Origin of the sequence: Tenacibaculum sp. 190524A05c, assembly GCF_964036595.1 — a bacterium.
Classification (GTDB): Bacteria; Bacteroidota; Bacteroidia; order Flavobacteriales; family Flavobacteriaceae; genus Polaribacter; species Polaribacter platacis.
On record NZ_OZ038523.1, the window covers coordinates 782,083 to 806,996 of the forward strand.

Here is a 24,914-nt window from a genome sequence, read left to right on the forward strand (position 1 = left end):
ATTTATTCCTCTGTAGTCACTAAATCTTGTTCTACTTTTAAGTTTTCGATAATAAATTTTTGTCGGTCTGGTGTATTTTTCCCCATGTAGAATTGTAGCATCTGATCTATAGACATATCCTTATCTAACATTACAGGATCTAAACGCATATCCTCTCCAATAAAGTAAACAAACTCGTTAGGTGAAATTTCCCCTAATCCTTTAAATCGTGTAATCTCTGGTTTACCTCTTAATTTTTGAATCGCTTCTTGCTTTTCTGTTTCCGAGTAACAGTAATGCGTTTCCTTTTTGTTTCGAACTCTAAATAATGGAGTTTCTAAGATATATAGGTGACCTTCTTTAATTACTTCTGGGAAGAATTGTAAGAAGAATGTAATCAATAGTAATCGAATGTGCATTCCATCGACATCGGCATCCGTTGCAATTACAATATTGTTATAGCGTAATCCTTCTAAACCATCTTCGATATTTAATGCGGCTTGTAATAAGTTAAACTCTTCATTTTCATATACAATTTTCTTTGTTAATCCATATGAATTTAAAGGCTTTCCTTTTAAACTAAATACAGCCTGTGTGTTTACATTTCTAGACTTTGTTATTGATCCCGATGCAGAATCTCCCTCGGTAATGAATAAGGTCGTATTTAAATAATCTTCTTTTTTTGTATCTCCAAAATGGATTCTACAATCTCTTAATTTCTTATTATGTAAACTCGCTTTTTTAGCACGATCACGAGCTAACTTTCTAATTCCAGATAACTCCTTACGCTCCTTCTCTGCTTGTAAAATCTTCTTTTGAAGAATCTCAGCAATTTCTTGGTTTTTATGTAAGAAATTATCAAGTTTCGTTTTTATAAAATCATTAATATAGGTTCTTACCGTAGGTAAATCTCCTCCCATTTCAGTAGAACCTAGTTTCGTTTTGGTTTGACTTTCAAAAACAGGTTCCATTACTTTAATAGAAATGGCTGCAATTATAGATTTACGTACATCAGAAGCATCAAAATTCTTACCATAGAACTCACGAATAGTTTTTACTACAGCTTCTCTAAAGGCAGCTTGATGCGTTCCTCCTTGAGTTGTATTCTGACCGTTAACAAATGAATGATATTCCTCTGAATATTGAGTTTTACTATGTGTCATAGCAACTTCAATATCGTCTCCTTTCAAATGGATAATAGGATACATCATATCTTCTTGATTGTTGTTATCCTCAAGTAAATCTTTTAATCCATTTTCTGAATGAAATTTCTCTCCATTAAAAACTATGGTTAAACCTGGGTTTAAGTACACATAGTTCTTTAATAATTTTATGACATATTCTGGACGATACTTGTAATTCTTGAAGATGGCATCATCAGCAATAAATGTAACCTTTGTTCCTCTTCTTCTTGTTGTTTCTTCTAGAAAATCCTGATTGGTTAAATTTCCTTTTTCAAATTCTGCAGAAGCTGATTTTCCATCACGTGTACTTTCTACTCTAAAATACGTAGATAACGCATTTACTGCTTTAGTACCAACACCATTTAATCCAACTGATTTTTTAAAAGCTCTAGAATCGTATTTACCACCAGTATTCATTTTAGATACCACATCTACAACTTTACCTAATGGAATACCACGTCCGTAATCTCTAACAATAACTTTATTTCCTTGAATAGAAACTTCGATGGTTTTACCAGTACCCATTACAAATTCATCTATGGAATTATCGAGTACCTCTTTTACTAAGATATAAATACCATCATCTGGAGATGATCCATCTCCTAATTTACCGATATACATCCCCGGTCGCATACGGATATGCTCCTTCCAGTCGAGTGATCGTATATTATCTTCGGTATATTTTGTTTCTTGCGCCATAAAAGTCAGTAAATAATGAAGTGTTCGCTAAAATAAGATTTACCTACATAAAATAAAAAACTCTATCAACATAGTTATTAACAGAGTTTTTATTTTTCATTTCTTTTTCTTTTGTTTCTTCTCTATTTCGCATAAAGTTCTCCCAAATCTTTCTGCTTTTATTCTTCTGGTTGCTTTTATTTTCGATTTACATTTCGATAGTCCTCTACAATCTTTATCATAGTGATACCTAGTACTTTTTACACTTTTACAGATATACACGTTTTGTTCCTCCTTTTTCTTCATTTTTTCCTGAAAGGATAGTGAGATTATTCCAATACAAATAATTAAAATAGTTTTTTTCATAATTAATTATTTATAAAATCCTCAATAACATCCTCTAAATATATTGGTAGATCTGCGCTTTTAATTTGGTGTTTTTTGACATTCATTTCATTGAACCATTTTGACCAATACGATTTAATAACATCTTTTTCAAAAGGATTATGTTTTAATGGGTTTATCCCTAAAACTAAGATTTCTAATTCCTTTAAGTTTTGCTCAACAGATAGAAAACCATAGTTGTTTTTTTCAAAACGTTTTTTCCAATTTGTTGTATTCAATTTAAACCCTCTTATTAATTTAGAAGTTAGATATGTTGTTTCATTTTTATCTTTTATTCTAGAGTCTTTATGATACATATAACCATCTGTTAGTATAATTAAGATATTTCTTTGATTCTTTTTAATACAATAATTTGAAACTTTATTTTTAAAAAAATTAAACAAATCTGATCCTATATATTTACCATCTTTTATAGCTGTTTCATAGATATCTTTACAATTAAATTGATATGTTTCTTGTATTTTATTAATATACTCTTTTGTAGCATTATGCCTATTGAATTCTAATTTTAAAGCTGCTATTTTTTCATTTAGAGTAATATCTGATGGTTCTGGATCTATAAATACTTGTATTTGATCCTTTATTTTTTGAATTTTCTTATGCATAATATGGTTTTCAAAAGCTTTTGTGATAGCCGCTATATAACCCAAATCTCTTTGATAATACTCCATTGTCCCATTTGAGTTTTTTACTGGATTTATCCGATCAGATAAATCTAATAAAATACTAATGTTTAGGTTATCTGTAGTTTTCTTTTTACTAACTACTTGTAATGCTTTTGCATCTTGTGAAGTATTTTTTGTTTCTTCTTTACATCCTACTATTAAGAGTAGGAATACCAATAATTGAATATAATTAGGTCTCATAATGTTTTTAGTTTAGTTGTGATTTATAAATGATTCCTTCAGTATTCTCATTAGTTAAATCATAATGTTGTAAATGTTCTTTTTCTATTGCTTCGCAATTTGTAAGTAAATCATTACGTTTTTTGAGGTTTTCAAAGTTGTCGCTTATAGCTAAATACCAACCTTTCACATATTCTGCGTGATATGTTAAGTAGCGTTTATTGGGAAAAATATACCCATCTATAGTTTGTTGAATATCGAATATTCTTGCCTCCAATTCACCTATTTCTTTCTTTACATCATTTAGCTTTTTAGTTCCTTCTGAAATTGATCTTTTAAAGTTTTCTATAGTTTCTCTTTTCCCTCTAATAAATACTTTAATCTTATCTATACTTTCATATTCTTTCATGATAAAATCAAATACCAATCCCCAAATTATGTAAACAACAAAACCAGCAAAAATAATTCCCCAAAATTCTACTTTATTAAATGCAATAGACATGTTAAAATCTGGTGATCCTGGTGTTTTATTAAAATCATAAATCTTCATTTCAATTTGATACGCTAAAATTGCATCGAAAATAAATGTGATAATAAATAACGCACCTATCTTCACATAAGACAACCATCCTTTGTGTTTTTGAAACATGTGAATTAAGTATCCAAGTCCCATAAATGCAAAAGGAATTGTTATTACAAATATTGCTTCTAAAACTCCATGACTTAATGCTTTTGAAAATGCATTTCCATCGAAAATTGCAGTAGATAACACATCGTTTTCAAAGTTTTTGAAAAAGGCTGAAAAGGACGCTGAAATATAAAATACCAGTAAGTAAAATGTAATTGGAATGAGTACTGTTAACCCTAAATAAAATTGTGCTTTAGGTTTTCGATCTGAATCTACATACTTTGTTGAGTTTTCTCGAATATCTATAATTTCAAATTCACATTCTTTAATTTTTTCTTTATCCGATGAAATAGTATCACCTAAAATTCCTTTTACAATTTGTCTCTTTTTTAATTCTATCTCTTTTCTTCCTCTCTCTTGAATATGTGGTTCTTTTAATTTGTTTTGTAATTGCTCATCTTCTGCACATTTAGATTTATAATCCATATATACATTTGTTAAACATGCTTTAAATACTTTATGGTTTCCAGATGATTGTTTGGAAGATCCATATCCACTTTCAAAAAAAGTTAATTCAACCTTTTTAGTATCTTCTTTAAGCGTTGTTACTTCGGTAGTAGTTTCTTCCTCTTTTGTCGCAAATATTTTTCTTATAGCTTCCATAATATATTATGCTTTTAATTGATTTAACAATTCTATTTTTGAAGTTTTATTTTTTGCATTCTCTAGTAAAAAACTGGAGATTTCTTCTATGTTTTCATTAAGAAATCCAAATTTTATACAGTACTTTTTTAGCGTTATAATTTCATCTTCTGTAACTACACTATCTGCCCATATCATTACTGCTAAATCGTATAAATATTCTATTTTTAATTCTAATGTTTCTGGGATAGTACTCTCTTGATATTCTGAATGAAGAATGCTATCTAATTCTTCTTTTGAAATATTTCTATCTGACGCAAATTTGTAAAGCATTTTCATTTCTAATACATCAAAATTATTGTCTGCTAATGCCATTTGATACAATCGTAAAAAATGGCTTTTAAGTTCGGTAGTGATTTCGTTCATTTTTCTAGTATTTTATATTGTACATGTTTCTATTCTTTATTTTTTGTTGTGTTTCTTTGGCTTCATTTTTCTTTTTCTTTTGTTTTTCACCATATCCATAATAACTAATCAATAAAAACAGTATTCCAGCTATAATATCCATTGGAATCCAATACGATTTTAGATATAAATACATTGGAAAAATTGGATTGAATAGTATAGCTATCGGCATAAAAGGCAGTTTCCAAACTAAGGAGGTTTTTTTATGAAAAAATATCAGTATGCACCCTACAAAAGTTAGTATTCTTAAAAAAGAATAATATTGAATAGGTAGATTGGCTATTCCTATGAATAAGGCTAAAGCGCAAGAAGTATTAAATCCTTTTTGAAAAGTATAATATTCCATTTTTCACTTTTAACAATTACACTCAGATCTATCTACATACTCTTTATTCCCATTACTGTTATAGTAATAGCAACCCCCTTTTGGTCCAACAAATAATAATTTACCGTTGTGTGTACCACATTCTCTTTCTTCACTTACTAGTTCATTACTAGAAGTACAGTTAATTAAAAAAATTATTAGGAAAGTTAATACCAAGTATTGTTTTACATTAGTTTTCATTTTTTAAAATTTAATTAGATTCTATTACTCCAAATCTAATCCCCTTATAAAACAAAAGCTTACGGAAATCCGTAAGCTTTTGTTTTATATCATAATTTTTAAATTTCTGTAAACACATCTTTGTAATATATAAACCCGATTGTCTCTGTTCTTTTAACCTTTACTTTAAACCATTCATTGTGAACAGATAATAAAATTAACTCTTCGTATTTATTAAGTTTATTAATAATATAATACGATTCACCTGGACCGCTTCTTAGAGGAGTTTTAGCTTTTTTAATTAATAGTTGTTTTTTATTTGTTTTATTATTTTGTTTAGTTTCTTTATTATTCTTAACATCATAATTTATTCTCTTTATATCCTGTTTCTTTGATTTAGTAATAAATTCTTTCCTCTCGCATACTCCACAAGATCCTCCACTATTGCAATGCTTACATCTACTACGGTTTTTACAAGCTCTACAATAAGGAGAACCTGTACACCTTGCTTCAGATATGGAAACACAAGCCAATGCCGCTGTATTTTTGTTCCTTTTTGGTGATTCTTCAGTTTTACTATTTAATAAAAGTGTAAGTCCTAAAATTATTACTAAAGCAATAGTAGCTTGGTATGCTTTTTTATTTGTTCTTTCATTTATTGCGAGAGACTTTAATTATTTAAAAAAATTAACCCTATGAAAATACTCATAGGGATAAAATAGAAGTCTAATTAACTTGTATGACAAGCTCTGGAACAGTGGTAACAACCATTGACCTTATTGTAATGTTTTTTTGCTTCTTTAACCGCATCTTTACAGTTTGTAAAATTTCCTAAATAAATCCTATTTTCAACTTTTGGAAGCCAAAAACATCCAAATTTATGCACTTCGTGATCTCCATTTTCTTGTGCATTCTTATTTACATAATATTTCGCCATGCGATTTTATTTTTATAATTAATACTAGCTCAAAATTACCTTTACAAAAACACAAAACTCTACGGTAATCCGTAGAGTTATAAATCATTTTAATAATCTTTCAGCTATATCTTTTTCATTAATGATCGTTTTATCTGGCAAAATCATTTCAATTTGTTCACTTTTGGGGTTTCTGTATATTTTAAACCCACCCCGACAATTTTTAAATCGGAATTTAAGTGCTCTTATTCCTTTCCAAAAACCTTTTTGCTCTGTAATTTCAAAAACATAATTGGAGCATGACTTTCTGAATATACAGCAAGGTGTTTTATTTCTTGGCTTTAAAAACCAATAAAGTCGAATACCAACTAATAAAAATTGTTTCATTAAGTTTATCTTTTACTAAAAACAATCATTTGTCTATAAGCTGTATAACCTGGTTTAGCACCAATACCAAAACACCCGAAGTCAGGTAAAATATATGTTTGTACGCTTTCTACTCGTACATATTGCCATCCTTGAACTGTGTAGTTTTCGATAATATTCTCGAGTTGTTTTGCTACTTCTTTTGAGTTTTCTTTTTTTCGATTGATTGTTGGCACAAATGGTATTACTTTATATTCCATATTAATTGATTGAAGTTATTAATACTTCAAACATAAATTCAGAATATCGTTAATCCTTACGGATAACCATAAATTAAAAAAATCTCAACTTTAAATCAATCCAAAATCTTTTGTTATGGCTACTAATTGTGTAGGATTATTTGCATTAAAGTTTTCTTTTAATAGCTTTAATCGTTTTTCTACAGAACTAATGCTTGCAGGTTTTATCTGTTGACTTTTTAACGCTTCACTAATTTCTTTTTGATCTAACCCTTCAGCTAATTGTTTTAAAATGAAAACATCATAAGAGGTCACTTCAAAAGTTTCTTTTGTGCGTAATGCATGTGACAATTGTGGAGAAATGAAAAAGTTTCCATCTTTAACTTCTCTGATAGCCTTTTTTAAGTCTTTTAGTGCATTTGTAGATTTCCACACATAACCATTTAAATCTAAATCTTTACATAACTGTTTTACTCGATAGGCTCTGTCTTCGATTGAAAATATAATTGTTTTTAAGTCAGGTTGTAATTCTTTAACTGCAGTAATTAAGTCTTCTCCTGTATACAATCGCTGTTCATGTGGATTATCGATAAATGACAAATCACTAATTATTAAATCAAAAGGTTCATTTATTTGTAAAGCCTTTTTAAATTTCAAGAACGCCTCATCACAATACTGTGCATAATCTAACTTTGTATTTTCTAAACTTTCTTCTAATGATTTCACCACACCATTAGACTCATGATCTTTATCTTCTGCTATTAGTATTTTTTTGAACATAACTACTTTTTAAATTGGAAATTAACTTGAAATCCTTTTTGATTTTCTGATTCAAATGTAATTGTTCCTCCTATTGATTTTATACGGGTTTCCATATTTTGTAGTCCGCCTTTGAATTGTATTGATGTAGCTCCTAATCCGTTATCTTTATATTGAATTTTAATTTTATTTTTCTCTTCTTTAAAACTGATTACTACAATATCTGCTTTACTATGCTTGTGCATATTAATTAACAACTCTTGTAATACTCTGTACACTATAATTTGCTTCTCCTCAGTAAGGTTTTCAATAAATACTTCTGTAATTCCTTTGCTAATTACCTTACGTGTATCTGTTGAAAAGTCAGTAAATAATTGTTGTAGAAACTCTCTAAACTTTACTCCCGTAACTACTGGACTATTTTCGTGTGAAATATCTCTAGTTTGCGTATAGATATGTTCCAAATCTGAAAGTAAAGACGTTTGAGAATAACTTTCTCCGTTTTGCAACTTATTCATTGTTAAATACACATCGTTCGCCAATTCATCATGAATTCTTTTGGCTAAACGTGTTTCTGTTTTGTATACTTCTATTACTTTTTCTTTTTTTGTTTTTTGCCTCCTATAATAGATATAAGTAATTGAAGTTAGTAATAAAGCTATAGCAGTAAAAATCCATTGTTGCTTTTGGGATTTTTGTTCTAAGTGCTTTGTCTTTTCTTTTGCATAATTTGCTTCTGCTATTAATTTTTTCTTATTCTCTTCTTTATAATTATAAACGGTAGTTACAAATTCATTTCTTTTCTTTTCTTTAGCATTATTTATACTATCAGATAATATTATTCTTTCTTCACTTAATTCTTTCAAGTATGATTCGGATTGTAAAGATAAGATTTGATCAATTGCAAAAACTCTATCATTAGGTCTATTGTGATCTAAAGAAAGCTTATACATTAAATTAGCATAATATTGAGCTCTTTTTAAATTTCTATATTTTTCATTATAATAACTTAGAAAAGAATAACTTGAAAATAAACTTGCTATTTCATTCTTTTCTTTTTTAGCCTCTGCAATTTTTACGAAATCTTCTTCCTTAACAGGTTCATTATTTTCAAGTTTTGCATAGTTATAATTATCGATAACTTTCCACTGTAGATTAAGATTTAAACTGTCAAAGTAGGAACTCGTTTTTATCTTGAATAAGATATCTTTAGCTTTATTATACTTTTCTAATGAAATAAAATTATTAGCAATATTATTTAAATATCGATACTTTTTTACGGAGTCTTTTGTCAACAACAGAGCTTTATTATACCATTCTATAGCTTGTTTGTATTTTTTCGTCGAATTTGCATTAATTCCTAATGAGTTGTATATAGAGGTAGTTATTTTAGACTCTTTCTTTTTATCTTTCAATAGTTTTAAGGCTTCAACAAATGTAGAGTCACTTTTAAAATATAATTCTTTTGCATATTCTATGTTTCCCAAACTATACAATCTTTTTACTGTCTTCAAAGTATCTTTTAGTTTTACATTTAAATTTTTAGACAATAAAATGTATTTATATGCACTGTCTATCTGTGCTTGCTTTTTATAAACATAACCTAATTTATAATAGTATCTTGCTAGATCTTTATCTTCTTTAGTGATTGATATTTTCTTTTTAATTTTTTTGATATCATTATTTTCTTGACCAAACGAAAAATTATAATAAATCAAAAAAAAGAGGAGGACTAATTTGTTCAATTTCATCCTCCTAATTTACCTTTTTATAGATTATATATCAAGTATTTTTATCCATTATCAGATTCTGGATCTGGTTCAGGCTCTGGATCTGGATCCGGGTCATTATTTCCTCCATTTGAACCACCTCCAGTTCCTTGTATTTCTTGTTGTAAATCATTTGTAACTAAATTTTCTTCCGTTAAATCTGTACAAGATGTAAAAGTGGTGTTCCCTATAATCAATGCGAATATTACAAATAATCGTTTCATAATAAAATTCTCTATTAAAATTTGAGCATTAATATTCTTTCCAAGCAAGAGTGCTCAGTTCCAAAATATGCTTGGAAAAACCTAAAATTTTAAAAGAGTCGCGCGCCTCTTTCGCGGGAAGTAAGGTGTCTAATCAGCTTCGTTTAAAAGCTTCCCTTCTTAAAAAGTCAGCTGATATAGATCTCATAGAATGTGAAAAAATCGTTGTGTTTATATTTTGATTCCCCGATCAATCACATTGCAAAGATTCTGATTATTTGAGGTTTAGCATTTATCAAAAATTAATCAATTATTTATTGTAGAGGTATTGTATAGTTTATGGAAAACCGTAATCAATTTTTGGAGAACTCAATTACATTTGGGTAACATTTGTATAAAAATTGAGTAATTATGATTGAAAAACTTATTGTAGATTTTTTTCGTCGAGTGGAAGAAAGAGAAGGCATTACTAAAAGACATGGTAAAGCTAAATTTCTAGTAGAAGAATTACTTGAAAAAAAGTATGGTAAGTTTAATTATATAAGCATACAAAAAGCCTCTAGATTACATAAAAAATATGTTGAAGAGGAACATGATGAAAATGTAGCTATAAATGATTCTTTTCTTAAAAATGTTTTAGCTGAATATCTAGGTTATAAAGACTATGAGGACTTTCAAAAGCAAAACGAAGTTTTAATAGTTACTCCACAAAAGGGTAACGGCGATCAAGAAGTAGAACGAGGAAAAACAGAAGGAATAGAAATTATAAAAGAACCCGATATTCAAATTGCAAAAGAATATAAAAACTGGAAAAAAACAGGATTAGTAAGTATTACTATACTTTCTTCATTATACATTGCTATAATTATAAATAAAGATATTTTATTTAATTCAAATGAATGTATTGTGTGGAAAATTGACCATTATGAGAAATCTTCATGTTTCATCTCAGGTGCCATTGATAATACCAAACACAAAGTCAATATAGATTTATTTAAAAAAGTAGCTGTAGATACTAGCACAGTATTCTTCACTAACGGAAGACCTAATTATTGGTATGGAGAAAATGAAAAAGGTAAAGGTGAGTTCTTTACACATCGCGGTATTCATCCTCAAACAAAAAAAGAATTAAAACCTATAAATAGAATAATTATAAATTCTGAAGGATTATTAAATGAATAAAAAACTCTGTCAACATAGTTATTAACAGAGTTCCATAAAATATTTTATAACCTAAAATTATCTTCTACTATAGTTCGGTGCTTCTTTAGTAATTGCTACATCATGAGGATGACTTTCATTAATACCACTTGCCGTAATTCTAACGAATTTTCCAGTCTCTTTTAAGGTATCAATATCTTTTGCTCCACAATATCCCATTCCAGCTCTTAATCCTCCAACAAATTGATGAATACTCTCATATAATTCACCTTTGTAAGGAACTCTACCAACGATTCCTTCTGGAACTAATTTTTTAATATCATCTTCTACATCTTGGAAATAACGATCTTTAGAACCTTTTTTCATGGCTTCAACAGATCCCATTCCTCTGTACGACTTAAATTTTCTTCCTTCATATATAATTGTTTCTCCAGGACTTTCTTTAGTTCCTGCTAATAATGATCCTAACATTACACAATCTGCTCCTGCGGCAATTGCCTTTGGAATATCTCCTGTATAACGAATACCTCCATCTGCAATAACTGGAACTCCGCTTCCTTTAATAGCAGCAGAAACCTCTAACACAGCCGAAAATTGAGGAAAACCAACACCTGCTACAACTCTTGTTGTACAAATTGAACCTGGACCAATTCCTACTTTAATAGCATCAGCACCAGCTTCAACCAAATATTTTGCTGCTTCCGGAGTTGCGATATTTCCAACAACCACATCTAACTCAGGAAACTTCTCTTTTACATTTTTTAAAACTGTTACCACACCTTTTGTATGCCCATGAGCTGTATCAATAATTACAGCATCAACACCAGCTTTTACTAATGCTTCAGCTCTTTCAACAGCGTCGTACGTTACACCTAAAGCTGCAGCTACTCTTAACCTACCTAATCGATCTTTATTTGCAATTGGTTTTTGAGTGGTTTTTGTAATATCTCTAAATGTAATTAACCCAACTAATTTGTATTGATCATTAACTACAGGAAGTTTTTCAATCTTATTACTTTGAAGAATAATTTCTGCTTCTTGTAATGAAGTTCCCTCAGCTACTGTAATTAAGTTCTCTGAAGTCATTACTTCTGTGATAGCACGATCATTATCTTTCTCAAAACGTAAATCTCTATTCGTAACTATTCCTACAAGAGTTTTCTCTTCATTTACCACAGGAATACCTCCAATTTTATGCTCACGCATTGCCTTTTTTGCATCTAAAACAACAGCATCTAAAGGAAGTGTAATTGGATCTATAATCATCCCACTTTCAGCTCTCTTAACTTTACGAACCTCCTGAGCTTGTTGCTCAATTGTCATATTCTTATGTAAAACTCCAATACCACCTTCTCTAGCAATAGCAATTGCCATAGCACTTTCCGTTACTGTATCCATTGCAGCTGATACAATTGGCACATTAATAGTGATGTTTTTAGTGAATTTTGTTTGAATACTAACTTCTCTTGGAAGAACTTCTGAGTAAGCTGGGACAAGTAAAACGTCGTCGTATGTTAAACCTTCTCCTACGAATTTAGATGAGTGGGCGTTCATGTTGCAATCAATATTAGGTTTCTAATTAATTGCATGCAAATATACTGCTTTTATTGGAATTCTAAGTTTATGTTTATGTTAAGAGAATAATATATAGCCAAAACGCTTATGGTCAATATTCTTACGTTTAAGGAATAAGTTCTAAAATAGCTGAAATCTAAAAATATCTTTGATACAAGATTAGTAAGAAAATTAAGAATTAACCTATAAAACCAAACTATTATGGCTACTTTAAAAGAACCAAAAACATTAATCGACTCAGCTTATTTAACAAAAGGAACTATCGGAAACGTTGGAATGCCTGGAGCTCCTATTGCACATTTTTCTTTAGTTGTAAATGCTGCATCTGGAACAGTATCTGGAATGGTAGAAATTACACAAGCTATTGATAGCGCTCCAATCGAAGTAAAAGTAACTGGAAATGTACGTGCAACTGGATACGGAGAAGTTACTAAAATTGTAAGCTTAAATGGTGAATATGTTGTATCTGTGCCACCTCCTGCAATTGGAAGTTACTTACAAAAATTTGAAGCTCATATGGATATTAATAATGAGTGGAACGGTACTGGAGGATTCTCTTATGGAAGTCATAACATCGAAAATGTTCCAGTAAAATCAGAAAATTAAAACAATAAACTTAGGGGATTATAGCAATCAAGGTAGTACAAGTTTCTTTTAATGAGTGCTACCTTTTTTCTATCTGAAAATTGTATTGTCTCTTACAAACGCGTGTTTATAACGTTCACTAAAAGGAATTTTCTCTAAGTTGTTTAGAATAATCAAATTATCCTCTAGATATATCTCCTTAATACTCTTCATGTTTACTAAATAATTTCTGTGTACTTGCCTGAAATTATCGTTATTCAACATATCTTTTAACTTTACTAAAGATAACTTTACCAAATATCTACTTTCTCCACATTGAAGATTACAGTATTTCTCTTTAACATCAACATAATCAATCGAGTCTACATCAACTTTTACTACACTTCGTTTATGTTTAATGAATAAAAACTTTGGACTTAAAACGGCATTATCGTCATCAAAACTAATACTGTTATTTTGATCATAACAAGATTCAATTGCTAATTCTAATGAGTATAACAACTCTAGTTTATTGAAAGGTTTAAGTAAGTAAACTAGTGGATTAGTCAATTTTGCTTCATCAAAAATTGCCCTACTTTGCATACTCGTTAAAAATAAAAAAGGAACATTTAACCCTTCTTTATTCATACGTTGTGCAAACGTAATTCCTTCTGGTTTACCATCAATCATGATATCCAAGATTACAGCATCAAAAAATCGATTTTTAATCTCTCCTTCGGCTTCACTCATATTCTTGACTCTAATTACTTCGTAATCATTCTCCTCAAGAAAGGCAACAATATCTTTCGCTTCTTCATCAAGATCTTCTAAGAGTAGTAATCGGAGGTTTTTCATGTATAATGGTTTTGAAAGTAAAGATATAAAAAAGTTCCGAGCCTACTAATCTTCACTTCTCGGTAATTGAATAGTAACTTTAGTTCCTTTACCTTCTTCACTATCAAAGGATAAAATTCCTTTATTTTTTTTCACTAAAGTTTGACATAAAATTAATCCTAAACCAACTCCTTCTGATCTATTAATTTTATCAATACTAACATCTTTCAAACTATTAATTTTAGCTAATCTCTCAGCTGATATTCCAATTCCAGTATCTTGAATTGAAACATATGCATAATTCTCAGAATCAACACCCATTTCAATGGTAATTTTTCCTTGACCATTCATATATTTTACTGAATTATCTAGAAGATTTCTTAGCACAATTTTTAACGATTCACGATCTGCTTTAATTAATGAGTTTTTAGTGTAATTTGTTTCTATTTCTACATCATTAGCTTCAATCAAATTTTCATAATCGTACAAAACATGTTCAACAATTGGTTTAAAAGGATATTCTTTCTGTTCAAAAACCATTTGATTATTTTGTTCCAAAGACCAATGCAGAACATTGTTTAATAAATGACTTGTACTTTCGGTAACAGTTATGGCTGAATTATTTGCTTCTTTTATTCCTTCTAAATTATTATTCTCTATATGTTTTTTTAGTTGTAAATGCTGATGTTTGATGGTATTCATTGGAGAACGTAAATCATGAGAAACTACAGAAAATAAATAGTTTTTAGTTTTATTAGCGATTGCTAAATCTTCTTTTTGCTGTGTAATTAATGAATTTTTCTTTTGGAGTTTCTTGTAAAAGAAAGCCAAAAACCCGAGAAAAATTAATAACCCAGAAGTTCCAAAAATTAAACCTTTTTGTACCACTTTTTGCGTTTTTAATTTCTCTTCTTGAATAGCTATTTCACTATCTTTTTGAGCAACTACAATCTCTTTATCTTTATCAGCAAGTTCAATAATTCTATCTCTATTCCATATAGAATCTTTCCACATTATATATTCACGATAGTATTTTACACTTTCTTTATAGCCCTTTCGATTACGTTCTACAACAGCCATGTTTAAAGCAGAATTTTGTTTTAATTCCACATCTGAAAAAGATTTTGAAAGGTTATAAGACTCTAAAAATAACGGAATAGCATCGTCATCAAGATATTGATTATAATACACATTAGCTAATTCCATCTTAGCTCTAATTATTGATGAAGTATCTTTTTTTTTAATTAAAGTAAATTCTTTATTAAAATATAATTTTGCTTTATCATATTCCTTGGTATGAACATAGCATAAACCTAAATTATGATAAACTTCACGAATAGCTATACTGTCAAAATTATCAACTTTAGTTAATAACTTTTCTAAGTACAAAATCGCTTCTTTATATTTTTTGAGATTAATACATACACTTCCTAGTTGTTTATTTCTCAAAAAATCAATAGAACTGTTCTTACTTATAGAAATTAAATTTTCATAGGCTTTCTGATAAATTTCTTTATGTAACGCACTACTGCCTAATAAATATTTTAGAATATCATTTTTAGTCTCATGTATATTATTAGATAATAAAGCCTTAGAGCTATAAATATAACAAGAGTCTAACTCATCAGATTTATAATACTCTAAAGCTAAGCAAAAATTTTCATCCTTACTTTCTTCACATATTCCATGAGATAGACGATATAAATCATTTAATTTAGACTTTGGTCGAATACTCTGAGAAATGGAATATGTGAAATTTAAGATAAATATAAAGGTTAATATTATTTTCAAAATAATGAACTATTTTCCTTTCACTGGAGTAGTCACTGTACCTCTATCCGTCTCTGGATCATCATTTCTTTCATGAACACAAATTGCTTCAGCACTTCCTCCAGTTTGTTCTATAGTATAATCAAATTGTGTATGATATAAATTATAAGTTGTACCCGCAGGTGGATTATCTAAATCTACAGGAGAATTATATTCAAACCAAAATACTCTACAATTCACATCACCTTGATTAATGGATGTATTTACAGCCTGTATCCCATTATATGCCAAATATAAATATCCTGCATTATTATCTAATGAAATCACTACATTCGGATCTGGTGGTGTATCCACATTTAATTGCGTTGGAACATGACTTACGATATTTACAGTATATGTATTTGCAACACCTTCTTTAGCATAAACATTTGCCAATGGTGAGCCTTTAGAAATTTCATCTAATGGTATCGGTTGACAATTAATTTGGTTACAAAAACTTACTTGAATGTTAATCCCATTAATAGATTTTTGGGTGCTCATAATTTATAATTTAGTTTAGTTAGATGAACTAAATGTACAATAAAATTTAGCATAAAAACAAACAACCCTTTCGTAAAAAATGAAAGAAAAATTTTTGTAGAATTAAAAATCAGTAATACAATTAAGAAATTTTATGATACAATTATAACAACCATAAGGGATTTTACTGAATTTTATCATGTTCACTTTTCCACGAAAATTTCGTGAAATTTTTTCCAATTGCTACTCCGTAGAATAATGCCATTCCAATAACTCCTTTTAAAAAGAATAAGAAAACAACAAAAAATTGAGCAACTGTTCCTTCTTCACCAAAAAATAATCTATGAGATAAACCTGTTAATACTATACTTGTAATTAGCAATGAGAAAGCGAAATTATCAAAACTTCTTACTGGCCAATATTTGATTTTTCTTGACAAGTTGATGTCATTTCCCCATTTATCAATTAAATAGTATAAATCGTTACCTAATGGAGTAAACAGTAAAGGATCATCAGCTTTTTTTAATCTGAAAAGAATTGAAGGCGCAACTATTTTAAATTCTTCAATTTTTACATCATGACTATTTTCGAGTTCATTGATTTTGCTAATCGTTTCTACAGGGTAGTCACCTTTGAAGAATGAAGTGCTTAGGAATTTAAGTCGATACTGAATACAAATTGTTCTAATTTGAGAAATATGAAAGATTTTATCTTCTTCAAGTTTTTCTCTTTTAAAATTAGCTACGTAATTATTTGACTGAGAAGAATTCAGCTTAGTTCTAATCATTTCATGCTGACTATCAACATTTTTAAGAACATCATCTACCCATTTCAAAACCTCAATTCCATTAAGGTCTTTTCTTCTATTTTTTAATAACTCTTTGTGAAGATCAACTAAACCTAACATACTGAATATCTTTTACCTAAAAATACGATAAAAAGACAACAGTAAAAAAGGGTTAGAACAACTACCTTTATTTAGAATTATTCTAAAACTTAAACTGCAACGTTGTATACCAATTTCTTGGTGCAGATGGAATTATTCCTGGACCTGGATAACCTGTAGCTCTTCTCGTAAAATAGACTTCATCCAATAAATTATTAACTCCGACTTCTAACTTTAAAAACTTATAAGAATAAGAGGCTGAAAAATCCAATATTCCATAAGATGGAATTGGACCTCTTACCGCATTGGAAGCATCAGGTTGCGCAGAATTATTAGCATCATTAAATTGCTCTGACAAATAAGAATATTGCAGACTTGTTGTAAAATCCTTGTATCCGAATTTTAAACCAGTCTTTAAGTTCACATCAGGTACGAATTCAACTCTATTACCTTTTATATTGTTTTCTTTTGAATCTGTATATTCAGAACTAATAAACGAGGTATTGATAAACGTATTTAAACTATAATCATTTGATAAATCGAAAACACGTTTTAAGTTAACATCGATTAAAGATTCAAGACCAATAATACGAGCTTCTCCAACATTAGTTCTCAATTGACCGACAGTATTAAGTGGAGGAATTGTAGTTGTAAAATCTCCTATTCGATTGTTATAGAATAAGGCAAATCCGCTTAAATCATAAGAAATAAACTTATTTAAATTACCTCTAATTCCAGCATCTATTGTAAAACCTGTTTCATCATCTAAATTTGGATCTACAGCATTTGACGGATTAACAATATTTACATCTGAAAATGTAATAGAACGATAATTTTGGGAAATGTTTCCATATACTTCTAAAACATCATTTGGTTTATAACTCAACCCTAATCCTAATAATACAAAAGAACGTTCTTTGGTGAGATTATCTGATTCTTCTACTGTTCCAATTGGATTACCAGCAGCATCTGTATTTACTCGTTTTCTAAAACCATTACTTCCTGTATTTATATATTCAAATCTAAAACCAGGAGTTACAGAAAACTTATCACTAACGTAAAATATATTCTCTCCAAAAATTGCAATATTCTCATTGGGATTATCAAAATCTGATTGGAAAGTATAATTTGGAAACTGATCAATAGCTGAAGAAAAATTAGCATCACTTTCATCTGTTCCTGGTCCTTGAAAAGAAGTGTTATTTGCGTTATAATACTTACCTCCTATTAAGTACGTTGCTTCTTTTCCGAATAACTTGTATTTATCTAAAAAACGAGCTTCGAATCCAAAATTGCTAAAATCACTAGTTAATAATTCTCTAGCTCCTAAATTATCAGCTAAATCAACTCTTCTATCTCTAAATCCAACGGCATCTCTTGAGGCATTTAAACCAAAGAAGTTAAAGGTAAACTTTGTATTATCAGTAAAATCATGTGTGAATTTTAAATTATATAATAACCAATCTACATTAAACCAATTTCTACTTCTATTACTTTGAAACGGATTATCAGCAAACATTGCGTCGGTTAACCCACCCGCTTGTTGAGCTAAATACGTTAAATATGTTGCTTCTGCCTCTAGTTTTGTTTTTGTATTGAAATCATAACCTACGTAAGCATATGCATTTTTTGAGTTAAATCCAGAGTTTGGTCTAAACCCATCACCTTGTTTATAGTTATAATATCCATAATAACTCAATTTACCAGATGTTCCACCTATGCTAGTAAAGTTTGTAAAAAGATTAAAACTCCCTAAGGTAGTTCTTGAAACAACTTCAAGCGCTTTATTAGAGTTTGGTTTTTTCATTATAAAGTTGATCAAACCTCCAAATTGAGTTCCATATTGTAAAGAAGCAGCGCCGCGAATTACTTGAATTTCCTGAAGTCCTTCTGCTGCTGGTGTATAATAACTCTCAGGATATCCTAATACATCGGCACTAATATCATATCCATTTTGACGTGTATTAAAATTAGAAGTTCTATTAGGATCTAAACCGCGACCTCCAACATTTAATTGTAAACCTGCGTCATCATTTTCAAAAATATTTAAACCAGCAACTTGATTATATAGTTGACGAGCATTATTGGTTGCTAAATTTGCAGTAGATTCTGTTACTAGAACCACTTCTGTTTTTTTACCCGCGTAAATTGCTGTTCCCTCAACGTCCTTTAGTCTTTTTAATTCAAAAGCTTTGCGTTTTTTAGCTTTAATTTCCACTTCTGATAATTCTTCTGAAAAGGAATTTAATGTGATGTTATAAACAGTATTTACATTTGAATCAAACTTTGTTTCTAAAAGTTCGTATTCATCTAAATAAAATACAACTGTAAACACTTTCTTAGTACTTGAAAATTCAAAATATCCATTCGAATCCGTTGTAGACAATACGTTTCCTGAAACATCAAACAACTGTACTTTTTGAAGCTTTTTCTTAGTTTCTGAAGATACAACACCAGTAAACTTTGTTTGTGCAGTTAAGGCAGTTATACATAGAAACAATACAAATACAATACTATAATCCTTTAATTTCAATCTCATCGTTAAAAGGTAAAATCCAATCTTTATGTTTAAAACTTTCTTTTTGTTTATATAAATCAACCTTAGGGTCAATATATAGCTTACTTGGTCTTCCATTTAATGCTACATAGGATTCCACGTATACTTCTACATTTTGATGTCCATCTTTTGTGAAATGGTCTCCTAAAAAATGTGCATACTCTAATATAAAGTCAGGTTGAAAACTCATTTGCTTCTCTTGAAAAGAAGTCAAAAAATCTTTATTATCTACATAGAAAAACTGTTTTGTTTTTCCATCGACTATTTTAAAATTTGAATAACCAGCTTTTTCCATTAACATCACTCTCCATGAAAAACGATATCCTTGTTCAGTCCAAAATAATTCGCCTGGATACAATAAATATCTCCAAGGAAACAACAATTGAATTAAAACAAAAACAGCTACTAATTTAGGAATTACTTGATTTTTATATTGAAAGGCCTCTTTAACTTGAACCTTATAATTCAAAAAACTGATCCTGCTTTTCAACATAGAAATTACTCCTTCATGAAAACTTGGTTCAAAGAAAATCATAGTTGCCACAATCATAATGTATGGAAACATTCCTATTGGGAATAATATTCTCGTAAACACATGAAAAACTACAACGAAAAAGAAACCTATAGTTCTGGTTCTTTTAAAAAGTAATAAAAAAGGAATACACAAATCATAAATCGCACCACTCCAACTCATGGCAAAATGAAACCATTCTTGCTGCATCACATTATTCCCAATTAATGGCAAATCGTACTTAGATGGTAACCATATTTTTAATGGTTGAGCTCTAAAAAGCCAATCTGTATTAAGTTTTGCGAGACCTGCGTAGAAATAAACTATTCCAAGTAAAAATTTAATACTATCAATTGTCCAATTTGGAATCTTAGCATATTCAATTCCTTTATTGTTACTATCAATAGAAAAAGTTGCATTTGCTGGTAAGAAAATCATTAAAAAACTAACAAGACTTACGAAATAGTAATGATTTAGATAAGTCGTTTTGTCCATTAGTTCTATGTAAGTAAAGCTTAAAAAGAAAGAAATTATGGCAATTCTATATTTATATCCAAAAGCTACAAATAATGCTGATAAACCACAAAAAATAAAAAGCAAATAGGTGTAGTTGCCAAAAGGTTTTATCCAATCAAAACCATAGAATGAAAAAAAGAATTTTGGAGCAATGTATAGCTTATCAATCCATCCATTATACCAAAACCTAATAATACTTAAGCACATTAAAACTCCAAAAGCAATTCTAAAAAACGCCAAAGGAGCTGCACTTGTTGTTTTATTTATGTAGCACTTAAAATACAATTATCCTAATACACAAAAAAACTGTCTGAATAAACAGACAGTTTCATTATTTTTTTACTCTTAACTTCTAATCTCCGTCAGCATCTACAAAATCAACGCTTACATTAAAAGCTTGTAGCATGTCTACCTTTAGTAAAACTACTGCTTTTTGTAATTCATCATAAGCCATTAAAGCTGGTTGATTGTTTGTATTGATTTGTTCATATAGACTAGCACTCAATGTATTGATTTGAGTTCTTGCTGATTCAAATTGATTTGTAATTGAAGTTGATAAAGTTGACTTACTCAAACTATTTAGGTAAGTCTGAAAACTAGCACCCGTTGCACTACTTCCATAAGCTCTACCAGAAAACACATTATTTACAGCTGCCAATGCATCTAAAGCTAATTCTTTTGAATATTGTTTTGCATAAAAAGCTTCAACCTTTTCCGGTAACGGCGTAGCTGAAAAGTTACCTACTGGAATACCAAATTTATTTGCTCTTAATCTTTTTTCGTAGTGGAAAATAAAATCATTAACAAACTTATTTAATGCACTTGTAGCAGTGTTACCTGAATTAGAAACAAAATCTCCTCTATAACTTCCATTCCAATCATCTGAAATTTCTGTTGCTATATCAGTCATTTTAGCAATAACATCATTTACATACTTCTTATAATTAGAAGCATTAGCATCAGTAGTATACTTAGCAATGATATCCGTTTCAGTAGCAGCAACTCCAAAGAATAAATAATCTAATGCAGGAAATCCTTGCGCATCATGATTATTTGTACTATTCAAGTCATATGTTCCAGTACTAATATTATTATCTACATCAGCAACAGTAACTGGATAAATGTTAAAATGATTTACAAATTGTAATTCTTCGGCCTTTCCTATTTCGAAAATGGCTGCGTATTGCCATACTTTATATGCATTCAACCAAGATGTTTTAACTGCTGAAAACGTAGTTGTATTTGGAGTTGAATTGAAACTATCAAATTTTGTTTTTAAATCTTCTAGTTTAGCTTTTAAATCAGCAAATACAGGCTTTGCCATATTATCTGCTACGTTAGCTAATAAACTAGATCTATCAAAATTATCTGTACTTCCTCCAGAAGGATCTGTATCTGAACTAGAGCACGAATAAGCTAAAAGTAAGATTGTTAGTATTGCGAAATATCTTCTCATCATAATTATTTCTATTTATTCTAAATAAACTGTGCAAATATAAAAAGTAGCTATGAAACATAGCTACTTTTTAAGTAATTATTTTTATTTAGAATAGATTTAATTAGCAGCCTCAGCTACTGTAAATCCATATGCATTTGCAATCTTAGTTGAAATATCATCTAAAGTTGCGTTAGTAACATCCCAGAAACCATTATCCGCCATTAAAGTTGTTAAGTAACCTTCGATGTCAGCAGCAGGTAAATGCGTTGTATTTGTTGTAGTATTTCTTGTAAATCGTAATGATTGAATAAATCCAAATCCTTCTGATAAATCATGAAATGCTGAAGCTTTATCATTAGCTAATGTAGCCTTTGCTTGTTGTAAATAGTAAACAGCTCTAATTGCAATAATTTTCGAAACTGCATTTCTAATAATAGAAGCTTGTTGGTTTCTTACATTATAATTCTTTGCAACGATTGCAGCTCTTCCTAATTTAAATGCGTCATAAATTTCTTGTGAGATTCCGGCAAAATCTGCATCACCTTCAACTCTGGCAACATACTTACTTAAAAAACTATCTGCACCATATTGTGGATTTTCAGCATCATCTGTACCATATAAATAACCAAATGCCTCATCCCATTTGTGCTCCATTGTTGTATAGTTTTTATCTGTTGCTAAAATATCTGAGTTATTATCAGAAATATTAGAAGCCTCATCTAAAACAGCAGTTCCTAAATAGTTATTTAACATTTGATCTACCATTAAACCACCAATTAATCCTTTGTTAATTGCTTGATTATATTCTAATCCCTTCGCACTAACGTAACGAATTGATCCACCTCCAGCTTCTTGAATTTGACCAGCAACTCCTTCTGATGCTAATGTATTCCAGTTAGGAAAAACCTCAGAAACTTGCGCAGCAATCCATCCATCGAATTTTGCTTTTAAAGTATTGGCTTCAGCTGTATTAGTTGAGAAATAATCTCTCGATGCTGCAGTTTTACTTCTTATACTTTTATCAGATGCATTTAATTCAGCTTCAGAAAAATCATTATTTCCTTCAACATGAGCGAACATTGCGTCTAATTGAGCTTCAGTTTTACTAGGATCTTTTAGAGCAGCAATAAACTCCTCTCCCATTTTAATACGTGTTGTTTGACCAGAATAACTTACTGAAGTACTTCCGTTTCTTTCGAATTTATAAGTTTGAGGTGCTGTTACTCCAGATCCTACATTATCATCATCAGAACATGAAACCATTGACAATGTGGTTAAAGCTAATGAAGCTATAATTACTTTTTTCATTTTATTTAGATTAATTTCAAATAATGATGCAAAAATATAAAAGGATACGAAACCACCAAAGTTTATTTAGAATAATTTAAAATAAATCATTTTGACTTTAAAAAGTCTATGACTGCCTTACGAACGTCATAAGCTTTTTCTTCTTTCGTTGGAGTATAAACCTCTATAACTTCTTTGTTTGAAGGCTTTAAGAATGGGATATCGAATCCTTTTAATAGATAATCTGAAGTTGCTACAATATAAATTTGATCGTCTAAAATCTTCTCATTTTGAATTAACCACTCATTCTTATCAGATTTTTTGATATTATATCGTTGTAAATATGCACCTGTCCCGGAAGCATTTTCGCCATAATCCAAAACTTCATTTAATAAACTTCCCTTTAGTTTTACTTTCAGAACTTCCCCACCATAAGGAAGAACTCTAAATATATCAATTGCTGAGACATCTCCTGATAGAACATCATCGATACGAATTGATCCTCCATTAACAATTGCGCAATCAATGTCGGTATCATAACTTCTACTCATTGCTTCTGCTACAATTTCGCCCATATTAGTCTGTACAGATCGAATTGGAGTATCTCTGGCTTCTAACGGAGTTGTAGTATGGTAAACTATTTCATTAGGGTTTTCTACAACATCTTTTATTTTAGTTGTTAAAATATTGTCCCATTTTTGAACAATCTCCCCTACTCTTTCATCTACTTTAATAGAATCATTTATAGTTTTTAATTCCGATTTAAAATCTAACTTCTTTGTAGTTGGATCAAATTGAAATCTATGAATATAGATGGTTTTAGCGTTAGCATCGGCTTTAGTAATTATTGAATTCCCCAACTTATGATACATATTAGTATGCTCATGACCTCCCATAATTAAAGGGATTTCTGGAAGAAATTTAGCCATTTCCTTATCCTGTTCAATGGTCAAGTGTGTTAAACCAATTACATAATCGGTTTTATCTTTTAATTCGTTGTAAGATTTCTTTGCTTCTTCAAAAACATCGGTATAGGTTACATAACTTTTAGGATTTGATGGAATACAAACACTTATAAACCCTAAATTAATAATATGATCTCCCACTGTAATTCTTTTAGTAAAGGTTGGGTTTAGAGACTTTTTGCTCCCATTGACTACTTTATGAAATGGAACATTCTCACCATTTACATTATGGTATACGTTAGACGAAATCCAATCAAAATTACTTTCATTAATTCTTTTTTGTAGGTTTTCATAACTCAAATCAAATTCATGATTTCCAAAGGCAACTACATCAAAATTCATGGCGTTCATGACTTCAACCATTTGTTTACCTCGGACTCTTTCACCATTGACCTTAATGGTTCCTAATAAAGATGGATTCAGGAAATCTCCAGCTAGAACTAATAATGTATTCGGATCTTCTTTAAGAACTTCTTGATGAATTGTTTCCACTCTTGCCATTCCTCCAAATTTCCCTCCTTGAATAGGTGAAATCTCATATACATCATTAAGCTGAATTATTGTAAAGTATAGCTTATTTGAATCTTTTACGAACTGATATGGAGAAATATCTTGAGCATTCTTATCATCAGAAGGCTTACAAGAAATAATAAATAATAATGTTAAAAGTAGAAGTGCAGTTTTTTTGAAGAAATTCATAGCAAAGGCT

Annotated in this window: 25 protein-coding genes; 2 read left to right on the forward strand and 23 right to left on the reverse strand. The window is 29.7% G+C overall.

Going from position 1 to position 24,914, the window contains the following annotated elements:
• Positions 1 to 2: 2 nt before the first annotated feature.
• From ABNT61_RS03480 to ABNT61_RS03540, 13 genes are all read right to left on the reverse strand, one after another.
• Complete coding sequence (locus ABNT61_RS03480; RefSeq protein ID WP_348744878.1) at positions 3 to 1,862, reverse strand: DNA topoisomerase IV subunit B; 1,860 nt, start codon at positions 1,860 to 1,862, stop codon at positions 3 to 5.
• 347 nt (positions 1,863 to 2,209) lie between these two features.
• A complete protein-coding gene (locus tag ABNT61_RS03485; RefSeq protein ID WP_348744879.1) occupies positions 2,210 to 3,112 on the reverse strand; it encodes a hypothetical protein in 903 nt (300 codons plus the stop codon).
• A 7-nt stretch (positions 3,113 to 3,119) separates the two neighbouring features.
• A complete protein-coding gene (locus tag ABNT61_RS03490; RefSeq protein ID WP_348744880.1) occupies positions 3,120 to 4,382 on the reverse strand; it encodes an ABC transporter permease in 1,263 nt (420 codons plus the stop codon).
• 6 nt (positions 4,383 to 4,388) lie between these two features.
• Positions 4,389 to 4,787 (reverse strand): hypothetical protein, encoded by a 399-nt coding sequence (locus ABNT61_RS03495; protein WP_348744881.1) that lies wholly within the window; start codon positions 4,785 to 4,787, stop codon positions 4,389 to 4,391.
• A gap of 4 nt (positions 4,788 to 4,791) precedes the next feature.
• Entirely contained in the window at positions 4,792 to 5,172 is a 381-nt protein-coding gene (locus ABNT61_RS03500) for a DUF6804 family protein (RefSeq protein ID WP_348744882.1), read from the reverse strand.
• A 9-nt stretch (positions 5,173 to 5,181) separates the two neighbouring features.
• Positions 5,182 to 5,391: a hypothetical protein gene (locus ABNT61_RS03505; protein ID WP_348744883.1), complete on the reverse strand. Its 210-nt coding sequence runs from the start codon at positions 5,389 to 5,391 to the stop codon at positions 5,182 to 5,184.
• 98 nt (positions 5,392 to 5,489) lie between these two features.
• On the reverse strand, positions 5,490 to 5,903 hold the full coding sequence (locus tag ABNT61_RS03510) for a hypothetical protein (RefSeq protein ID WP_348744884.1): 414 nt from the start codon (positions 5,901 to 5,903) through the stop codon (positions 5,490 to 5,492).
• Between the two features lie 197 nt (positions 5,904 to 6,100).
• Entirely contained in the window at positions 6,101 to 6,307 is a 207-nt protein-coding gene (locus ABNT61_RS03515; RefSeq protein WP_348744885.1) for a hypothetical protein, read from the reverse strand.
• Between the two features lie 84 nt (positions 6,308 to 6,391).
• Positions 6,392 to 6,673, reverse strand: coding sequence for a membrane protein insertion efficiency factor YidD (gene yidD, locus ABNT61_RS03520; protein WP_348744886.1), 282 nt, complete (start codon positions 6,671 to 6,673; stop codon positions 6,392 to 6,394).
• Positions 6,674 to 6,678: 5 nt separating this feature from the next.
• Complete coding sequence (locus tag ABNT61_RS03525; protein ID WP_348744887.1) at positions 6,679 to 6,912, reverse strand: hypothetical protein; 234 nt, start codon at positions 6,910 to 6,912, stop codon at positions 6,679 to 6,681.
• 90 nt (positions 6,913 to 7,002) lie between these two features.
• Positions 7,003 to 7,671 carry a response regulator gene (locus ABNT61_RS03530; protein ID WP_348744888.1) on the reverse strand — a complete coding sequence of 223 codons (669 nt, stop codon included), beginning with the start codon at positions 7,669 to 7,671 and terminating at the stop codon, positions 7,003 to 7,005.
• 2 nt (positions 7,672 to 7,673) lie between these two features.
• A complete protein-coding gene (locus ABNT61_RS03535; RefSeq protein ID WP_348744889.1) occupies positions 7,674 to 9,401 on the reverse strand; it encodes an ATP-binding protein in 1,728 nt (575 codons plus the stop codon).
• Between the two features lie 41 nt (positions 9,402 to 9,442).
• The gene (locus ABNT61_RS03540; protein WP_348744890.1) at positions 9,443 to 9,643 is read right to left on the reverse strand and encodes a hypothetical protein; all 201 of its coding nucleotides are present in this window, start codon (positions 9,641 to 9,643) and stop codon (positions 9,443 to 9,445) included.
• Between the two features lie 390 nt (positions 9,644 to 10,033).
• Here ABNT61_RS03540 and ABNT61_RS03545 point away from each other — a divergent pair, with 390 nt between their 5' ends.
• The gene (locus ABNT61_RS03545) at positions 10,034 to 10,804 is read left to right on the forward strand and encodes a hypothetical protein (RefSeq protein ID WP_348744891.1); all 771 of its coding nucleotides are present in this window, start codon (positions 10,034 to 10,036) and stop codon (positions 10,802 to 10,804) included.
• Positions 10,805 to 10,861: 57 nt separating this feature from the next.
• Here ABNT61_RS03545 and guaB read toward each other — a convergent pair whose 3' ends face one another.
• The gene (gene guaB / locus ABNT61_RS03550) at positions 10,862 to 12,337 is read right to left on the reverse strand and encodes an IMP dehydrogenase (protein WP_348712131.1); all 1,476 of its coding nucleotides are present in this window, start codon (positions 12,335 to 12,337) and stop codon (positions 10,862 to 10,864) included.
• A gap of 222 nt (positions 12,338 to 12,559) precedes the next feature.
• On the opposite strand from guaB, the gene ABNT61_RS03555 reads away from it, so the two are divergent.
• Positions 12,560 to 12,964 carry a DUF1842 domain-containing protein gene (locus ABNT61_RS03555; protein ID WP_348744892.1) on the forward strand — a complete coding sequence of 135 codons (405 nt, stop codon included), beginning with the start codon at positions 12,560 to 12,562 and terminating at the stop codon, positions 12,962 to 12,964.
• 69 nt (positions 12,965 to 13,033) lie between these two features.
• On the opposite strand, the gene ABNT61_RS03560 is transcribed toward ABNT61_RS03555, so the two are convergent.
• The 9 genes from ABNT61_RS03560 to ABNT61_RS03600 all read right to left on the reverse strand — a co-directional run bounded on the left by ABNT61_RS03560 (position 13,034) and on the right by ABNT61_RS03600 (position 24,904).
• Positions 13,034 to 13,777 carry a DNA-binding response regulator gene (locus ABNT61_RS03560; protein ID WP_348712135.1) on the reverse strand — a complete coding sequence of 248 codons (744 nt, stop codon included), beginning with the start codon at positions 13,775 to 13,777 and terminating at the stop codon, positions 13,034 to 13,036.
• A 45-nt stretch (positions 13,778 to 13,822) separates the two neighbouring features.
• Entirely contained in the window at positions 13,823 to 15,547 is a 1,725-nt protein-coding gene (locus tag ABNT61_RS03565) for an ATP-binding protein (protein ID WP_348744893.1), read from the reverse strand.
• Positions 15,548 to 15,556: 9 nt separating this feature from the next.
• The gene (locus tag ABNT61_RS03570) at positions 15,557 to 16,066 is read right to left on the reverse strand and encodes a hypothetical protein (RefSeq protein ID WP_348741991.1); all 510 of its coding nucleotides are present in this window, start codon (positions 16,064 to 16,066) and stop codon (positions 15,557 to 15,559) included.
• A gap of 163 nt (positions 16,067 to 16,229) precedes the next feature.
• Positions 16,230 to 16,952: a hypothetical protein gene (locus ABNT61_RS03575; protein WP_348744894.1), complete on the reverse strand. Its 723-nt coding sequence runs from the start codon at positions 16,950 to 16,952 to the stop codon at positions 16,230 to 16,232.
• Positions 16,953 to 17,034: 82 nt separating this feature from the next.
• Positions 17,035 to 19,470, reverse strand: coding sequence for a TonB-dependent receptor family protein (locus ABNT61_RS03580; RefSeq protein ID WP_348744895.1), 2,436 nt, complete (start codon positions 19,468 to 19,470; stop codon positions 17,035 to 17,037).
• Positions 19,445 to 20,755, reverse strand: a complete 1,311-nt coding sequence (locus ABNT61_RS03585; protein ID WP_348744896.1) for an HTTM domain-containing protein — start codon at positions 20,753 to 20,755, stop codon at positions 19,445 to 19,447. The genes ABNT61_RS03580 and ABNT61_RS03585 overlap by 26 nt, the downstream gene beginning before the upstream one ends.
• Positions 20,756 to 20,867: 112 nt before the next feature.
• On the reverse strand, positions 20,868 to 21,974 hold the full coding sequence (locus tag ABNT61_RS03590; protein ID WP_348744897.1) for an imelysin family protein: 1,107 nt from the start codon (positions 21,972 to 21,974) through the stop codon (positions 20,868 to 20,870).
• 96 nt (positions 21,975 to 22,070) lie between these two features.
• Complete coding sequence (locus ABNT61_RS03595; RefSeq protein WP_348744898.1) at positions 22,071 to 23,261, reverse strand: DUF4856 domain-containing protein; 1,191 nt, start codon at positions 23,259 to 23,261, stop codon at positions 22,071 to 22,073.
• Between the two features lie 86 nt (positions 23,262 to 23,347).
• Positions 23,348 to 24,904 carry a bifunctional metallophosphatase/5'-nucleotidase gene (locus ABNT61_RS03600; RefSeq protein ID WP_348744899.1) on the reverse strand — a complete coding sequence of 519 codons (1,557 nt, stop codon included), beginning with the start codon at positions 24,902 to 24,904 and terminating at the stop codon, positions 23,348 to 23,350.
• Between the last annotated feature and the right edge of the window lie 10 nt (positions 24,905 to 24,914).

Excerpts from the sequence above, each read along its gene's own strand:
- ABNT61_RS03480 (WP_348744878.1), bottom strand. The coding sequence starts at position 1,862 with ATGGCGCAAGAAACAAAATATACCGAAGATAATATACGATCACTCGAC.
- ABNT61_RS03485 (WP_348744879.1), bottom strand. The coding sequence starts at position 3,112 with ATGAGACCTAATTATATTCAATTATTGGTATTCCTACTCTTAATAGTA.
- ABNT61_RS03490 (WP_348744880.1), bottom strand. The coding sequence starts at position 4,382 with ATGGAAGCTATAAGAAAAATATTTGCGACAAAAGAGGAAGAAACTACT.
- ABNT61_RS03495 (WP_348744881.1), bottom strand. The coding sequence starts at position 4,787 with ATGAACGAAATCACTACCGAACTTAAAAGCCATTTTTTACGATTGTAT.
- ABNT61_RS03500 (WP_348744882.1), bottom strand. The coding sequence starts at position 5,172 with ATGGAATATTATACTTTTCAAAAAGGATTTAATACTTCTTGCGCTTTA.
- ABNT61_RS03505 (WP_348744883.1), bottom strand. The coding sequence starts at position 5,391 with ATGAAAACTAATGTAAAACAATACTTGGTATTAACTTTCCTAATAATT.
- ABNT61_RS03515 (WP_348744885.1), bottom strand. The coding sequence starts at position 6,307 with ATGGCGAAATATTATGTAAATAAGAATGCACAAGAAAATGGAGATCAC.
- yidD (WP_348744886.1), bottom strand. The coding sequence starts at position 6,673 with ATGAAACAATTTTTATTAGTTGGTATTCGACTTTATTGGTTTTTAAAG.
- ABNT61_RS03525 (WP_348744887.1), bottom strand. The coding sequence starts at position 6,912 with ATGGAATATAAAGTAATACCATTTGTGCCAACAATCAATCGAAAAAAA.
- ABNT61_RS03530 (WP_348744888.1), bottom strand. The coding sequence starts at position 7,671 with ATGTTCAAAAAAATACTAATAGCAGAAGATAAAGATCATGAGTCTAAT.
- ABNT61_RS03535 (WP_348744889.1), bottom strand. The coding sequence starts at position 9,401 with ATGAAATTGAACAAATTAGTCCTCCTCTTTTTTTTGATTTATTATAAT.
- ABNT61_RS03540 (WP_348744890.1), bottom strand. The coding sequence starts at position 9,643 with ATGAAACGATTATTTGTAATATTCGCATTGATTATAGGGAACACCACT.
- ABNT61_RS03545 (WP_348744891.1), top strand. The coding sequence starts at position 10,034 with ATGATTGAAAAACTTATTGTAGATTTTTTTCGTCGAGTGGAAGAAAGA.
- guaB (WP_348712131.1), bottom strand. The coding sequence starts at position 12,337 with ATGAACGCCCACTCATCTAAATTCGTAGGAGAAGGTTTAACATACGAC.
- ABNT61_RS03555 (WP_348744892.1), top strand. The coding sequence starts at position 12,560 with ATGGCTACTTTAAAAGAACCAAAAACATTAATCGACTCAGCTTATTTA.
- ABNT61_RS03560 (WP_348712135.1), bottom strand. The coding sequence starts at position 13,777 with ATGAAAAACCTCCGATTACTACTCTTAGAAGATCTTGATGAAGAAGCG.
- ABNT61_RS03570 (WP_348741991.1), bottom strand. The coding sequence starts at position 16,066 with ATGAGCACCCAAAAATCTATTAATGGGATTAACATTCAAGTAAGTTTT.
- ABNT61_RS03575 (WP_348744894.1), bottom strand. The coding sequence starts at position 16,952 with ATGTTAGGTTTAGTTGATCTTCACAAAGAGTTATTAAAAAATAGAAGA.
- ABNT61_RS03580 (WP_348744895.1), bottom strand. The coding sequence starts at position 19,470 with ATGAGATTGAAATTAAAGGATTATAGTATTGTATTTGTATTGTTTCTA.
- ABNT61_RS03590 (WP_348744897.1), bottom strand. The coding sequence starts at position 21,974 with ATGATGAGAAGATATTTCGCAATACTAACAATCTTACTTTTAGCTTAT.
- ABNT61_RS03595 (WP_348744898.1), bottom strand. The coding sequence starts at position 23,261 with ATGAAAAAAGTAATTATAGCTTCATTAGCTTTAACCACATTGTCAATG.
- ABNT61_RS03600 (WP_348744899.1), bottom strand. The coding sequence starts at position 24,904 with ATGAATTTCTTCAAAAAAACTGCACTTCTACTTTTAACATTATTATTT.